Below are 14,237 nucleotides of genomic sequence, written 5' to 3'. Positions count from 1 at the left end.
TATCTACGAGCGTCTACCAAAGAGCAGGACGCCAAACGTGCCAAAAGCGAACTCATAGCATTTGCCAACGATCATGGTCATAAAATTGCCGCCTTCTATGTCGAAAATGAATCAGGAGCTACCTTGGTGCGACCCAAGCTTATGCAGCTGATTGAAGATGCTCATAAGGGCGATGTTATCTTAGTTGAGCAGATTGATCGTTTGGCGCGTTTGAATCAAGTTGATTGGGATACGCTCAAAAAAATGCTATCAGAAAAAAGTTATCTATCGTATCAAAAGAGCTGCCTACCTCATATATAGCGCTTCAATCTGAAAGCAGCACTGAATTTATGAGCAGTGTATTGCAAGCCATTAACTCAATGATGCTGGATATGCTCGCAGCCATTGCTAGAAAAGACTATGAGGATCGCCGTAACCGCCAGATGCAAGGTATTGCTCGTGCTAAGGCAGAAGGTAAGTATTCAGGACGTAGAAAGGATACGGAAAAGCGTAAGATTATTGCCAGTCTGCTTAAATCAGGCCATAGCTATTCTGATATTCAAAAAATGGCCAAGTGCTCACGGCATCTAATTGCTGATGGTTCCGCTGGGATATGCCATATTACATCAGTGGGTGTGCTACTGCCCAAAATAGTTGTTTTCCATACTGTGTGATTAACCTTTCCCAATCTGATGCAGTGACGATATGAATAAGTTACGCGTATTTTACTTTCAAGCCGCCGTTCAAATTTACGTCTAGCTATATTAAAGACTCGAAAGCAGTACGCTTGTTTCACTATTTAGAATACCCTGTACTTCTCGCACTTGACGAAGTACTTCATCAAACTCCCCCAAGGTTGGAGTGTTGATTTCAGCAACAAGATCCCAAGCACCATTTGTTGTGTGCAACTTTACTAGTTCTGGTATGCCACGTAGTTTTCTGATGACTTGAGATGTGGATTGTCCGGATATTTCAATCATCATGAGAGCTTTTACAGTTCTTTGATCTAAAGTTTCATTTACTCGAACAGTAAATCCAAGAATTGCGCCGCTAGAGAGCAGTCGATTGAGTCGATTTTGTATCGTTGCACGAGATACTTTTAGCCTTTCAGCAAGATGCGAAATAGTTGCTCGACCATCTCCTCTCAACTCTGAGATAAGCTCATTATCTAAACTATCGTAAACATATCTTCTCATTAGACTTCTTACCTATTAGGACTTGTACATTATCATAATGTACATTATGTCTTATCAAAATGCAAAATAATACCAATAATTTAGTAAGTTTTTTGCATTTTAACTAGCACTTGGTCTTGCTAAGATATCTCATATCAATTACGAAAATTATCTAGGAGCAAAATATGTCGAATTTTATCGTATCGCCCAAGGAAGGCGTTCCATTCGTTAGTGTACAAGCGATGGCTCAAATGATTCATGATTATGGCGTTGAGCAATGTATTACAGACCTAGTAGATGCTTTAGAACAAGATTTTCTTCGTTGGGATCAATTTGAAAAATCTTCTCGTTTTGCTTCGCATTCAAAAGATGGCGTCATAGAGTTGATGCCAGTCAGCGATGGAGAGATGTTTGCTTGTAAGTATGTCAATGGTCATCCGATTAATACCAAACGAAATTTACAGACCGTAGCAGCAATGGGTATCTTGTCTGACGTTGAAACTGGGTATCCTATTTTGCTGACAGAGATGTGTATCCTGACGGCATTACGTACGGCTGCCACATCAGCTATGTTGGCCAAACATTGTGCGCCAAAAGGCGTTACAAAACTGGCATTAATAGGAAACGGTGCTCAGTCTGAATTTCAAGCATTGGGTATGAAAGCCATAATGAGTATTTCTGAAGTTCGTTTGTATGATGTTGATCCAGCGGCCTCGCAGAAAACAGCTGATAACCTTTCAGACTCAGGTTTAAAAGTCCTTGTTTGTCGTACGTTAGAAGAAGCTGTTTTAGGTGCAGAGATTATTACTACCTGTACGGCTGATAAAACCAATGCCACCATTTTACGAGACGATATAATCACAAAAGGTGTTTATATCAATGCGATAGGCGGTGACTGTCCTGGTAAGACAGAGCTGGATAGCAATATATTAATGCGAGCAGATCGTGTGATTGTAGAGTTTGAACCTCAGACACGCGTTGAGGGAGAGATTCAAAATCTATCAAGCGACTTCTCTGTTATTGAGTTTCATCGCATTCTTAAAGGTGAAGAGCAAGCTCGAACGTCAGATGATGATCTAGTTGTGTTTGATGGCGTTGGTTTTGCATCAGAAGACTTTACGGCTTTGGTATTTTTACGCGACTTGATCAAAAAGCAGGGAGGGTATGAGATTTTAGATTTAATACCTCAGCAAGCTGACCCTAAAAATCTATATTCGGTAGTAAAAGATCATAGCCTAGTGACGAATGAAGCGATGGCTGTGGCCATGTCATAAATACTTGATACAAAAACAGCCTTTTATGGAGTTTATAAAAAAGTAATAAACGTCGTAGATAATCTTTGATCTTACGGTGCTTATTACTTTCTTATGGTAGGTCAGGTAATACACTAAACTCGGTTGCCCTTACATAATAAATTATTGGTGAAATAATCTGCGCGTATTAAAAATTCGTATCTTTAGAAATGATAATTAAATTTTCTTAAAGGAAAATTAAAAGACAGTAAGGTGCTTCGCTGGATGCTAAGTCCCAAAACCTAAAAATTAAGGATGATATTAATGATAAACGAAGATAAAAACATACCGTTTTTTTTGGCTCTCATGCCAATTTTAATGATGGTATTCGCTATGCTGATCACCATCGTAGTCTTCGAAGGAGCACCACACATTCCACTGGCTTTCGGCACAATTATTGCGTCACTAGTAGCTTGGAAACATGGGTTTAGCTGGAAAAAAATTGAAGACAGCCTTTATGACGGTATACGTTTAGCACTGCCCGCTGTAGTGATAATACTACTAGTTGGATTAGTTATTGGTGCTTGGATGGGAGGCGGTATAGTAGCGACCATGGTTTACTATGGCCTTAGTTTATTGAGACCTGATTTATTTTTAATATCCATAACACTCATGTGCGCAGTAGTTTCTATAGCAATCGGAAGTTCTTGGTCAACAATGGGGACAATCGGTATTGCTGGAATGGGCATAGGCGCTAGTATGGGAATTCCGGTTGGAATGGTAGCTGGTGCGGTTATATCTGGCGCTTATTTTGGCGACAAAATGTCTCCTTTATCGGATACAACCAATCTTGCAGCTGGACTCACGAATACAGATTTATTTGTACATATCAAAAACATGCTTTACACCACCATTCCAGGGCTAATAATTGCACTAGGAGTTTATTGGTACTTAGGCTTAAGCTTTGTAAGTACTGAGGCTGAACTATCAAACATAAATACCACTATGACATTAATCCAAGATAGCTTTTTAATTTCACCTTGGCTCTTATTAGTCCCTCTAATAGTGATTGTAATGGTTGGCTGTAAAATACCGGCAATACCAGCATTAACCTTTGGAATATTACTTGGTTTTCTTTGCCAAATTTTTGTACAGGGAGGCACTATTGCCTCCTCTATTAGCGCTCTTCAGAATGGCTACTTAATTGATACTGGCAACTCTTTTATCGATTCTCTGTTTAGTCGCGGTGGTATCGAATCAATGATGTATACAGTTTCGATGACTATTGTAGCTATGACCTTTGGAGGTGTTCTTGAAAATACGGGTATGCTCAAATCTATTGTAGCTAAGATGTCAGGCATGACTAAATCTGCAAAAACACTTATTCCAACTACTATTGCTTCTTGTTTCATAACCAATGCAACTTGCTCCGAACAATACATTTCCGTTGTTGTACCAGCACGTATGTTCTCTAGTGTATACCGTGAACGTGGCCTAGATTCAAGAAACCTTTCAAGAGCCCTAGAAGATGGAGGCACATTAACTTCTGTATTTATACCTTGGAACACATGTGGAGTATTCATTTTAGCAACTTTAGGAGTAGGTGTTCTAGAGTTTGCCCCTTATGCCGTTCTTAATTATTCTGTGCCAATTATCTCAATACTATATGCCATCACAGGCTTTTCAATTACAAAACTAAGACCAGATCAGCATATTCCACCAAGTCAAATGATTAAAGCTACTAGCTAAATAGGACTTAGGATTTCCTTGTGCGCTTTATCAAAGAAAGTGCACAGTCTTCTCATTTCTAATGAGTTCTTTTAATTATTAATAGGCTAGTCAAATATGGAAAATTTTCCTAAAATATTATGGAATGAAGCTAAGCTACGTGACAATATTCGATTTTTAAATAAGTTTTTTGATTTGCAAAGCTGGCCTATTACATGGGTTCCAGTATCTAAATCTATCTGTGCCTATCCAGATATTATTAAGGTTTTACTTGACGAAGGTATTTCTGAGATAGCGGACTCTAGAATAAAAAACCTTAAAGCTATCAAGTCAATTTCTAAAAATTGTCGGACATTGCTTTTGCGTCTTCCTGGTCTTCATGAAATAAAAGATGTTATCCAGTACGCGGATACAAGTTTAATTTCCGAAATAAAGACACTAGAAAAGTTGCAGGATGAAGCAAAAGTGGTGGGGATTAAACATCGCGTTATTCTTATGATTGAGTTAGGAGATTTACGTGAAGGAGCATTGCCTAAAGATATAATTGAAATAGGTCGCTTTATTCTTAAGCAAGATCATATTGACTGGTGTGGCATTGGTACCAATCTAACCTGCTATGGCGGCGTATTACCTACTAAAGAAAAAATGACGAGTTTACTCAAGATTAAAGATAGTATCTTAGTTGAGTTGGGTCATAATTTGTCAGTAATTTCTGGTGGGAACTCGAGTACACTTTCTTTGATGTTTAAGGGCGATATGCCAGAAGGTATAAGTCAACTTCGTCTTGGCGAAGCTCTATTTTTAGGTAGAGAGACTACATTAGGAACGTGTATCACTGGAATGCATAGTGATATATTTACTATAGAAGCAGAAATAATTGAGGTAAAAACTAAACATTCTATTCCAGAAGGAGAAATAGGTGCTGACGCTTTTGGCAAAAAACCAATATTTAAAGATGTTGGACTGCATTCTCGTGCTATTGCTGCTATCGGTCGACAAGATATTCCCATTGAAGGTCTAATACCTATCGACGAAAACATCCAGATTCTTGGTGGAAGTAGCGATCACATGATCCTTGATGTACAGAGCAGTCAAGTCAAAGTTGGAGATATATTGAGGTTTAATATTAATTACCCCGCCTTATTACAAGCGATGACCTCGCCTTATATTGAAACAGAAAATTGCTAGGTTACTGATAGTCTAGAATATGATTAGTTCTGCCTTATAAACAGAAAGAAATCTAAGAGTTGATTCCCAAGAATCATCTATTTCAAATAGAAGTATGATTTTACAAAAAATAATCAACCGATTCTTACCATCGTAAGTGTGCTTACTTGGTTCTAATCGTCCTAACATATGTGATGCAATCCTGAGGTTTTGATGAGTCATTTATTTCGTAATTAATTAAGTGTATTCAAAATCAGTTTACGGGGGAGGAGAACATGCTTAAAGATAGTACAGTTTTAGAGATTATGAGCCGAAATGAACAAAATATAGAAGCTAGTTTAGCCTTGCATAATAATGTTGAAATGATGAAAAAATATTTCATCGAAAAGCTTAAGTCAGATTTATACCTCAGTGCTAAAAATAATCCTAAAAAAATCATTCTAAGAAATATGAAAGTGAATAATAAGTATGAAAAATTCAGCTTTGGAAATGTAGAAAATATTGGATTTATCTGTTTTGAATTTCAAGATTATTATAATAACCCAAGCCTGGGTGTAAGGTTTCTAGGGAAATTCAGGTATTCTGCGTTTGCAAATGAAAATAAAAGCAGAATAAACAGGTTGCTAAACCAGAATATTAAAAATAAGCAGTTTAAGAGTTCTAACTGGTGGCCAGCTAAGGGTAAGTTTGAGCCTTTTGATTGGAGAAGCTCTAGCAAACCGTGGCAAATGATGAAAGATGATACTATGGCTACAAAGATTCTAGATGAGGTTCTAGAAATCTATAAAATATTAATTGAAAATGGTTATGAAATTACATAGAGGAATATCGTGATATAGCTCGTGAACCGCCCTTGTTCTCACAGCGGGTCTTATGACAAATGAGGTGGGAAAGGTATAGAGAATCGCCCAGCTTCTGTAATCAAGCCATACATATTCGTACCTCCAAAAATAATGTTGCTCACTAAAGCGAGCGCATAACCCTTGTCATACTACGCTCGATTCATTAGTAATTGTAGTAGTTCGACATTGATGTAATAAGAGCTACGCCCGACTTTCTCTTTTTGTAGTAGCCCAATATCAGTCAGCTCATCTAAGTATTTAGTCGCGGTGATGCGCGATACCTCTAAATCAGTCATCACAAACTCTATTTTGGTATAAGGGTGATTAAATAGGTTGTTTAACAGTTCTTGGCGATAGATTTTGGGCTTCTCCTCGCGCATTTTGAGCTTATATGCCTGTATCAATGCCTTAATATCTTTAATCAATATGATGGTGGATTTAGACGTCTCTTCCACACTATCAAGCATGAATAACAGCCAACCTTCCCAGTCGCCAGTATCTCGAACGTGCTGTAGATAGTGATAATAATCAGCCTTATGTCGAATCAGGTAATGACTAAGGTATAAAACGGGCAAGTCTAGTAAGCCTTGCGCCACCAGATAGAGAATATTTAAAATCCTCCCTGTGCGCCCATTACCGTCATAGAACGGATGAATACTCTCAAACTGATGATGAATGACCGCCATTTTTACCAGTGGGTCCAGATCACAGATCGCATCATTATTTATAAAAGTAGTTAGGTTATCCATTAATGCTTTGATGTCATCGCCGTGTTGGGGCGGCGTATAGACAATATCACCTTGGCTATTTTTGAGTGTCGTACCGGGCAGCTTACGAAACCCTGCAACGTTTTTCTCTAACTCTTCTTGAATCGCTAATATGTCACTTAAGCGAATAATGCCGCTTTTTCGTACCGTATCGAAACTTGATTTTAGCGCCTGCGTATAGTTCTGCACCTCTTTAGTCGCAAGGCTTTGATTGACTATATCAAGCTCAGCTTTAAACAGCTCATCATTGGTAGTGACAATATTCTCTATCTCAGAGCTGTGCTTCGCCTCTTGTAGAGCCAAGGTATTGATTAAGATCGCTTCATTGGGAATAGATGAGACTACCCCTTTGAGTTCAGCTAAATATCGATTGGCTGACGACAGTTTTTTAAGAACCGCTCTGGTTTCTAGCGCCTCCATGTCAGGTAGCGGTAGCGGGATAATCTGATACTCGTTCATGGATACCTCTTTGGATATGTATAATATTTCAGCTTTTCTATACATGTTATATATATACGTATATAAAAACAGCTTTTCTATACATGTTTTTCTGATATATATAAATTTTCTGATTTATTAGACTTATTCAGCATCGCTCAATGACACCCTTAGTAATTTTTGAGCCTAATGACTGACAAGAAATTATAATTTGCCTGATAGATAAGTTAGTGCCATAGTTGTTCACTGAACGTTCTGGACAGTTGTACTGTACAGGTTGTAAAAACGTACTTGAACACTAGGTGAACAATGAACATATCGGTGACGAAAGCAGCAAAAGAATGGGGTGTATCAAGAACGACGATCTATCAGAAAGTCAATGATGGTGAGCTTTCTAGAACGGCAGATAAGAAAATAGACGTTTCAGAAATGTTGCGCGTGTTTGGTGAGCCCATTTCTAAAAAACGTACTGAACGTTCAGTGGACACTGTTCAAAGTACACCTCTGAACAGTCAAAGTGTTCAGTACAATACGGACATTGAACACCTATTAGCGCTTGAAAAGCTCAAGAATGAACACCTCAGCCAGCAAGTAAGCGATCAAAAAAAGTTAATTGAAAATTATCAGCAGCAGATAGGACAGTTGAATAAAACACTGGATAAAGCCAACGCCAGTATCCAAGATTTCGCACAAGTGAGACTGCTAGAATTTAAGCAAGCTGAAATGAGCTATGAGCCGCCACTTGAACAAGAGCAAGAAAAAAAAGACGATTCAATCGTCGTGACGGCTAAGAAGAAAAAACGGTGGTTCTTTTGACTATAACGGATGTTGGAAAAAACATTAGTGTTTAATCTTTGGTAAATAGCTCTCTAAAGCCTTAGTGGGCTTGTTAAAACTTTCAGGCTCTCGCTGTATGATATTAACCATTTCGCGCTTAAATGCCTCAGTCTGCATTTTGCCGTCATAACTTAGGCTTGGATGGTTGTTATAGTCATTCATAAACTGCACGTTATCAACAATAGACTGTATGGTAGCTTGTGACAGGGTGCCATCCTCACTGGTTAGTTTATCTAGTGTTTTCCGATGGAATTTGAGCGTTAGCCCCTCGTAACCTTTGCCTCTACTCTTTTTATGGTACTCAACAGTGACTTTATAGTTTGTACTATCATTTACCTCATCTATAGCAGTCTCAATCACACGCTCTCTAAGCTGTCCGAATTGCTTATACTTACCTTTAATGCCCATTACATAGCGAAAATCGTCTAAATCCATAGCTTTAGTATATTGGTACTGACCTACCCAACAAACAATTAATTCATATAGGCGCATCGAGTGAATACTTGAAAGCTCAGACACCTCCATCAGTCTATATTTTGTGAAGTTAGCTTTTAGCTGTGTCAAATAAGGCAGTACATCCTCTGCAAATGTTATTGTTATCTGATCTGCATTGGGGTCATAAAGAACACCACTAACAAAGCGAGTACGAAGCGTTTTATTATCCTCTAGTGCTATCAGTACCTCCCTATCAAAAAGCCGATTACTAGCTTGCTCCAAATCTCTAAAAGCATTCTTCTTGGTGCTATCGGTATAGAATATTTTTGCTACTTCATCAACTGTCACCGTAAACTTGGTTTGCTTAGTAATATTTGGCGCATCAGGTCTACTATCAATACGACTAATACAAGTCAGTAATAACTGCTTCTCTTTAGTAGTCATGGTATAAGCTGCTAGAACAAGCTCATTGGATTGTACAACTAGATTGTTTTCCATATTTTTTTGCGAATCCTTGCTCAATGCACTGTTATCTTCAATAATAATTAAGATTCACTTTAGCATATAAATCCATAAATAGTATCAATAATTTTTACTTGTGTTTATTCTACTCATCTTGTGTTTATTCTACTCATCTTGTGTTTATTCTACTCATTTTGTGTTTATTCTCATCGCAAGTTATTGATTATAAAGAAGAAAAAAGGCTCTTAAACAGGATTAAACAGGATTAAACAGGATTAAATAAAAACCCTTAAAGAAACGGGTGATAAATTTTTTTGTGGATAAGTGAAAAATCATCATTTAAACCACGTAGCTTGCCTAAGTAACTTATCCCTCAGTAATCGTTTTTTTAAGGATTAGATTAAGGACTAAATCCTCGGCTAGGTGAATGCGCTTTATTAACTTGATATTGGTAAGACTCTAAACCACCCTGTAACGCTTTGTATTGGCTTTCAGACAGCTCTTTGCCATATTGCTCAGTAAACGTCTCTAAAGTGGCTTTAAGCGCCTCTGAGTAGGTTTTACGCTGGGTTGGTGGTAAAGAGTTAACATCACGCAACGCAAGTTTGAATTGCTGACAGGTTTTATCCAAGGTATCTGCTAAATATTCTTTGGCAACGTCTCTTGCCTCAACTGAATGACTATCATTATTGATGTAATGGTTTAACCCTTCTATGTAGCTAGACGATGAGATGATGTCCCGAGTCATTCTGCCAACCTCTCCTGCGCTACCGCCTAGCTTGTCGATGATGCTGGTATTAAATGCCGCTCGTTTTTGATCGATATTGTCTCTGAAATCTGTAAAATGCTTGGTAAGCGCTAGATACTGCTCACGTTCAGCGTTAGGATCACGCAACAGCTTGATAATGGCTTTGTTGTTTTCAACCAGCGTGTGATCAAAACGTTTGGCCACTTGGCGTAAGTGCGCGGTAAATTCCACGGCTTTATCGTGGTCCTCAATACCATGGCGCTGTGCAAAATCGCTAAGTAGTGCCACTTGACGCTGATCAAATTTATCAGGGGCGTCAGCCGCGGTTTCTCCTTGCGCCCAGTTGATGGCCATCGCCTCACGATGACGTTGTATTAAGCGCATGGCTAGGTGCAGCTTCATACGTTCAGCATACTCAAAGATTCTCTCATCTTCAAAACGGTTTGCTCGAGTGTCTCGATCAATACGTCCTTCTTGTCGATCAAGTCGAGCAGCTCTTGCTCGTCGTGCTGCGTCATCGAAGGGGTTGGGGGCTGGTCTTGCACTTCGCTCAGTTGCTTTGTTAATTTCAATATTTGACTTTCCGATAGCTTCAGTGATTCCCTCAATTGCTTGTTTTGTGTCATCACATCGCTTTGGTAGGTTTTCGCATCGTTTAGCTGCCCAAGCGATGCCTGATTTTGCGTCTTCAATACATCGTTTTGTGTCGTCAACTCGAACTGCTGTTCTATTAGATTGTTCTGTGCAGTACGTAATGTGAGGTTCTGAGCTTCCAGAGAGTTGTTTTGCAAAATCAGCTCGCTGTTTTGTGCCTCCAATGCTGCCAGGCAGTCTTGCATTTTTCTCAGTTGCCCAAGCAAGTCCTTTTCTAAGTGCGCTAATTCGTCGCTCATTGTCTGCCTCCTGTTTGATATGGTTCTCAGCCACCAAGTTATTACGTGCTTTGATGGCGCGGTTGGTATTACCTTTTTCGGTCGTGATGCCTCGGCGCTCCATTGCCGTCGCCTCTACTCCCATTTTAATGGTGGGCTGCTGATCAAGCCCCTGATCCTTGTAACTGCGCGCATCCATCAGCGGTAGATGATATTCGGCCAATACCTTATTGGCGGTATCTACCCACATCTCCCGAATACGCTTAATCTCCTGCATTGATGACGGCAGATCATGCGCCTTACGTTTTTTATTAGACCACTCAAACGGGGTCTTAAGCTTTGGATCAAATGCCAAGGTTTTATTTGGTCCAACGGTAGGCGCTCGAGTAGTGACTAAAATATGCGCGTGAAAATTACGGGGATCAGGGTTTTCCTCACCCTCACGCAAATACTTAGAGCTTGGCGGCACATTAGGATCAAAAGGCAACTTCATCACCGGACGATGGATACACACATCAGCAATCACATCCATATCGTCACAAAGCTTTTGGGCAAAGTTTATGGCCAGTGAATGGCGCTCTTCCTCAGACAACTCATGAGGCAAATTAATCAGCCACTCACGCGCCACTCGACTGTCCGAACGTGTCTCTGCCGCTTCAGCGGTATTCCAAAGCGTTTCTCTATCCACACTCACACCCAGCGCTTTTAATGAAAACGGCAAAACGATATCGCTACTCATCACCCCAGACTTTTTACTATAGTCATGGGTCTTGCCATATTTGGCATCATCAAGCACATCCCCAGCACGATAGGCCGCCGACGCCACAGCCGACTGCCCTGCTTTTCGAGAAATAGCCTTTGTTGCAATGTGTACCATCGTCATAAAAAGTGACCTGCTATTTTTGCTTTTTGCACACCACCGCTTTTTGTGGTGTGCGGGGTTTGGGGAAACCCCAACGAAGAAGGATTCAAAATTAAGAATAGTAACGAAGTGGATAGATTAAATTTTGAGTCGTTACTTCGCCCTTAGTCAGGGGGACATAACCATTAAACGCTAGGAAAGTATTTTTCAGGGTATGGATGTGATTGTGTTAAAGCATATCATAAGTGATTGAATGATTGTTAAGTGCTTGTTATGCTGAGATAAAATTAATTGGTAAGGATAAATTTGATGTCAGTGTCTAATAGTAAATCGCCTAAATCTATCTTTGAAAGTCAAGACTCTAATGATCTAAAGGAGCGCCAACGTTTAGAAGAGTTAAAACGCCAAGCTAAGGTGCAGCAAGTAAAGTTAGAGAAACGCCTGAACAAGCAGAAGATTTTAATGGGGGCGTTTTTGGGTCAGGTATTGGCAACTGATGGTGAGAGTGAGCAGATGATTCGAGAGTATTTTGCGATTCATTTCCCAGATTTTTTAACGAGAAAATCGGATAAAGAGTTGTTTAAAAGTATGATTGAAAGTTTGGGTGGCGATATGGGCTTGGGTGAGGAAGAGGGTTCATTTGTAGCCAACGCAAAAGAAAATAATCAAGAGGATTTTGATCAAAATACAGGTCTTGAAAGCAATCAGCCTAGCAGTAGTCACCAAACGCAATCTGACTCTATGGCTAATTATGGGGAACAGGATTCACTACTAGATGATAATAGTTATGCTACTGGTGTAAATAATCCAGATTTGCGTGGTTGATAGTAAAGCCGCACTACTAAAATTTGAAGCAGATACAGAGCCCTGTATGATCTATGGTGTGGTAGTAGATAATGAGGTTAGTATCAAATTAAAAATTAAGAGTACGAATTAGATGACAAAAATTAAGGCAGCTAACCATCATTGGTGGCCTATATGTGTATCCAAGCATTGGAGAGAGGAAAATGGGCTTATTAATCGAATACAACCTAATGGAAGGTTAAGTAAAGGACCTCCTAAAAAGTCAGGGCTCATTAAAGACGGGCATAATATCAAACTAAAACAAGGTGAAGACTCTAGCTCACCGTTTGATACTAGCTTTGAAGATGAGTTTGATATTGCTGATAGTAATTTTCCTAACGTAATCAAATGGCTAGAAAATCTTGTATATACATCTAAATTTAATGACCACTTAGAAGATCGTTTTATACCACAAACCTGTACGAAAGAAGACCTAGATATGCTAACTGAGTGTGTCGTTTCATTGGCTGTACGCAGCCCTCAGAACCGAGAGGGGTATGTTTCTTTGATAGAAAGTATAGGCGGCGAAATAAGTTCTAACAAGGCAATAGAAATTAAGCTCAACATGATAAGAAAACAAAGAGAAATAGTTAAAGTAATTAAAAACAGTGAGGTCAAGTTTGCTGTTCTATATAGCAACAGCAAAGAGTTCATATACGGTGATGGTTTTTTCACTAATATCGTGGGGAATGTAGAAGCGCCTAACTTTCCTTACATGGTTGTACCAATAACACCGAGTATCAGTGTGGTTATGGTAAAGCCCTCCTCTTATAGACCAGAGATTAAGCTTTCAACATTAGTATTAAGAGATAGTGAAATTGAAACTTGCAATCACACAATACAAATTTATTCTAAAAAAGAGGTTTTTTATAAATCGCACAAACCAAATATTTATGAAGATTTTAGGTGTGAGAAACATCTTAGATATGCGGAAATAGACAACCCAATGAGTATATTGATAAATAACATGCCAGGTATGTCATCATTTATTAGATTTGGATAAAAATTATGCCTCGAAATATATGTTCAGCGCAGTCTTGGGATGCGATTCCTTAGTGAGGACTTGAACGCTAAGCTGTGGGCTAATATTATTAATTTTAAATAAAAGGATAGTTACTATGGGTTTTTGGAGCGGTATTATTGAAACATGGGAAGAGGTAAGTGAAGAGGTTGAGTATCCTAAGTTATCCAGAGGCTCAGTTCTTAGGGTTGAACTAAAAACAGCAAAAGTACTTAAGTTTGACCATTTTGGTATATATGCTGGGAACAAAGAGGTAATCCACTTCAGTGAGAAGAAGGTAAGAAAAGAGCCATTAAGTCAGTTTGTTAAAGGTACTTCTATACTAAATGGTAGCTATGTTGATGTTATGGCGTTTTCTGCAGATATAGCAGATAGCACCTCATTAGAACAATCCTACCGAAGAGCAAAATCGTGCTTGGGTATGGTTGGTTATGATTTGACAAAAGCAAACTGTGAGCATTTTGCCCTATGGTGTCGTGTAGGTGACGCCTTTTCAGGACAAGCATTTGGTAGTCGTTCTACGTTGTTTCCAGCTCAAGGTTCGTTGAATCTGCCACGTTTGATGGGTAAAGCATTTAATGAGTTAGGAATGGAAAAAAGTAGATCTATATGCTCCAAGAGGATAGTGGATGTTTGAGACTAGAAGAGGCTTTTCCAAACTTGGTGTAACTGAAGACCATTCAATCTGTTACGGACTCTAGGAGTATACCCCAAGGGAACCAGCTGTTTTACACTCTAAACCTATTAACAGACTACTTAAAACAGACTGGTATAATGGAACCACTTATAACAGACTATTTTAGGTGTTTATGTTTATTAGAGCGTATCT

General features: G+C 39.1%; 12 protein-coding genes and 1 pseudogene. 9 read left to right on the top strand and 4 right to left on the bottom strand.

The window, feature by feature from the left end; all coding sequences use genetic code 11:
* A pseudogene (locus tag QL982_RS12995) lies at nt 1-653 on the top strand (recombinase family protein); the annotation flags it as partial.
* 90 nt (nt 654-743) lie between these two features.
* Here QL982_RS12995 and QL982_RS12990 read toward each other — a convergent pair.
* A complete protein-coding gene (locus QL982_RS12990; RefSeq protein WP_290165944.1) occupies nt 744-1,175 on the bottom strand; it encodes an Lrp/AsnC family transcriptional regulator in 432 nt (143 codons plus the stop codon).
* Nucleotides 1,176-1,339: 164 nt separating this feature from the next.
* Between QL982_RS12990 and QL982_RS12985 the strand changes: the two genes are divergently transcribed.
* From QL982_RS12985 to QL982_RS12970, 4 genes are all read left to right on the top strand, one after another.
* The gene (locus QL982_RS12985) at nt 1,340-2,428 is read left to right on the top strand and encodes an ornithine cyclodeaminase (protein ID WP_290165946.1); all 1,089 of its coding nucleotides are present in this window, start codon (nt 1,340-1,342) and stop codon (nt 2,426-2,428) included.
* 282 nt (nt 2,429-2,710) lie between these two features.
* Nucleotides 2,711-4,135, top strand: a complete 1,425-nt coding sequence (nhaC, locus tag QL982_RS12980; protein ID WP_290165053.1) for a Na+/H+ antiporter NhaC — start codon at nt 2,711-2,713, stop codon at nt 4,133-4,135.
* Between the two features lie 96 nt (nt 4,136-4,231).
* On the top strand, nt 4,232-5,302 hold the full coding sequence (locus QL982_RS12975; RefSeq protein ID WP_290165051.1) for an alanine/ornithine racemase family PLP-dependent enzyme: 1,071 nt from the start codon (nt 4,232-4,234) through the stop codon (nt 5,300-5,302).
* Between the two features lie 254 nt (nt 5,303-5,556).
* Entirely contained in the window at nt 5,557-6,102 is a 546-nt protein-coding gene (locus tag QL982_RS12970) for a hypothetical protein (RefSeq protein ID WP_290165049.1), read from the top strand.
* Nucleotides 6,103-6,272: 170 nt separating this feature from the next.
* Here the strand turns inward: QL982_RS12970 and QL982_RS12965 are convergent, their stop codons facing one another.
* Nucleotides 6,273-7,349, bottom strand: a complete 1,077-nt coding sequence (locus tag QL982_RS12965) for a Fic family protein (RefSeq protein ID WP_290165047.1) — start codon at nt 7,347-7,349, stop codon at nt 6,273-6,275.
* A gap of 288 nt (nt 7,350-7,637) precedes the next feature.
* On the opposite strand from QL982_RS12965, the gene QL982_RS12960 reads away from it, so the two are divergent.
* Nucleotides 7,638-8,144, top strand: a complete 507-nt coding sequence (locus QL982_RS12960; protein WP_290165045.1) for a plasmid replication DNA-binding protein — start codon at nt 7,638-7,640, stop codon at nt 8,142-8,144.
* Nucleotides 8,145-8,168: 24 nt separating this feature from the next.
* Here the strand turns inward: QL982_RS12960 and QL982_RS12955 are convergent, their stop codons facing one another.
* Together QL982_RS12955 and QL982_RS12950 are read right to left on the bottom strand one after the other, a co-directional pair.
* Nucleotides 8,169-9,098 carry a replication initiation protein gene (locus QL982_RS12955; protein WP_290165043.1) on the bottom strand — a complete coding sequence of 310 codons (930 nt, stop codon included), beginning with the start codon at nt 9,096-9,098 and terminating at the stop codon, nt 8,169-8,171.
* Between the two features lie 364 nt (nt 9,099-9,462).
* Entirely contained in the window at nt 9,463-11,565 is a 2,103-nt protein-coding gene (locus QL982_RS12950; RefSeq protein ID WP_290165042.1) for a MobA/MobL family protein, read from the bottom strand.
* A 288-nt stretch (nt 11,566-11,853) separates the two neighbouring features.
* Between QL982_RS12950 and QL982_RS12945 the strand changes: the two genes are divergently transcribed.
* The 3 genes from QL982_RS12945 to QL982_RS12935 all read left to right on the top strand — a co-directional run bounded on the left by QL982_RS12945 (nt 11,854) and on the right by QL982_RS12935 (nt 14,045).
* On the top strand, nt 11,854-12,369 hold the full coding sequence (locus tag QL982_RS12945; protein WP_290165039.1) for a hypothetical protein: 516 nt from the start codon (nt 11,854-11,856) through the stop codon (nt 12,367-12,369).
* Nucleotides 12,370-12,481: 112 nt separating this feature from the next.
* Nucleotides 12,482-13,390 carry a DUF4238 domain-containing protein gene (locus QL982_RS12940; RefSeq protein ID WP_290190376.1) on the top strand — a complete coding sequence of 303 codons (909 nt, stop codon included), beginning with the start codon at nt 12,482-12,484 and terminating at the stop codon, nt 13,388-13,390.
* A gap of 115 nt (nt 13,391-13,505) precedes the next feature.
* Nucleotides 13,506-14,045 (top strand): lecithin retinol acyltransferase family protein, encoded by a 540-nt coding sequence (locus QL982_RS12935; protein WP_290165942.1) that lies wholly within the window; start codon nt 13,506-13,508, stop codon nt 14,043-14,045.
* The last annotated feature ends 192 nt before the right edge of the window (nt 14,046-14,237 follow it).

Origin of the sequence: Psychrobacter sp. 5A.1 (genome assembly GCF_030407455.1) — a bacterium.
Lineage (GTDB): Bacteria > Pseudomonadota > Gammaproteobacteria > Pseudomonadales > Moraxellaceae > Psychrobacter.
Note: the sequence above shows the minus strand (reverse complement) of the source record. Positions and strands in the feature narration are given on the sequence as shown.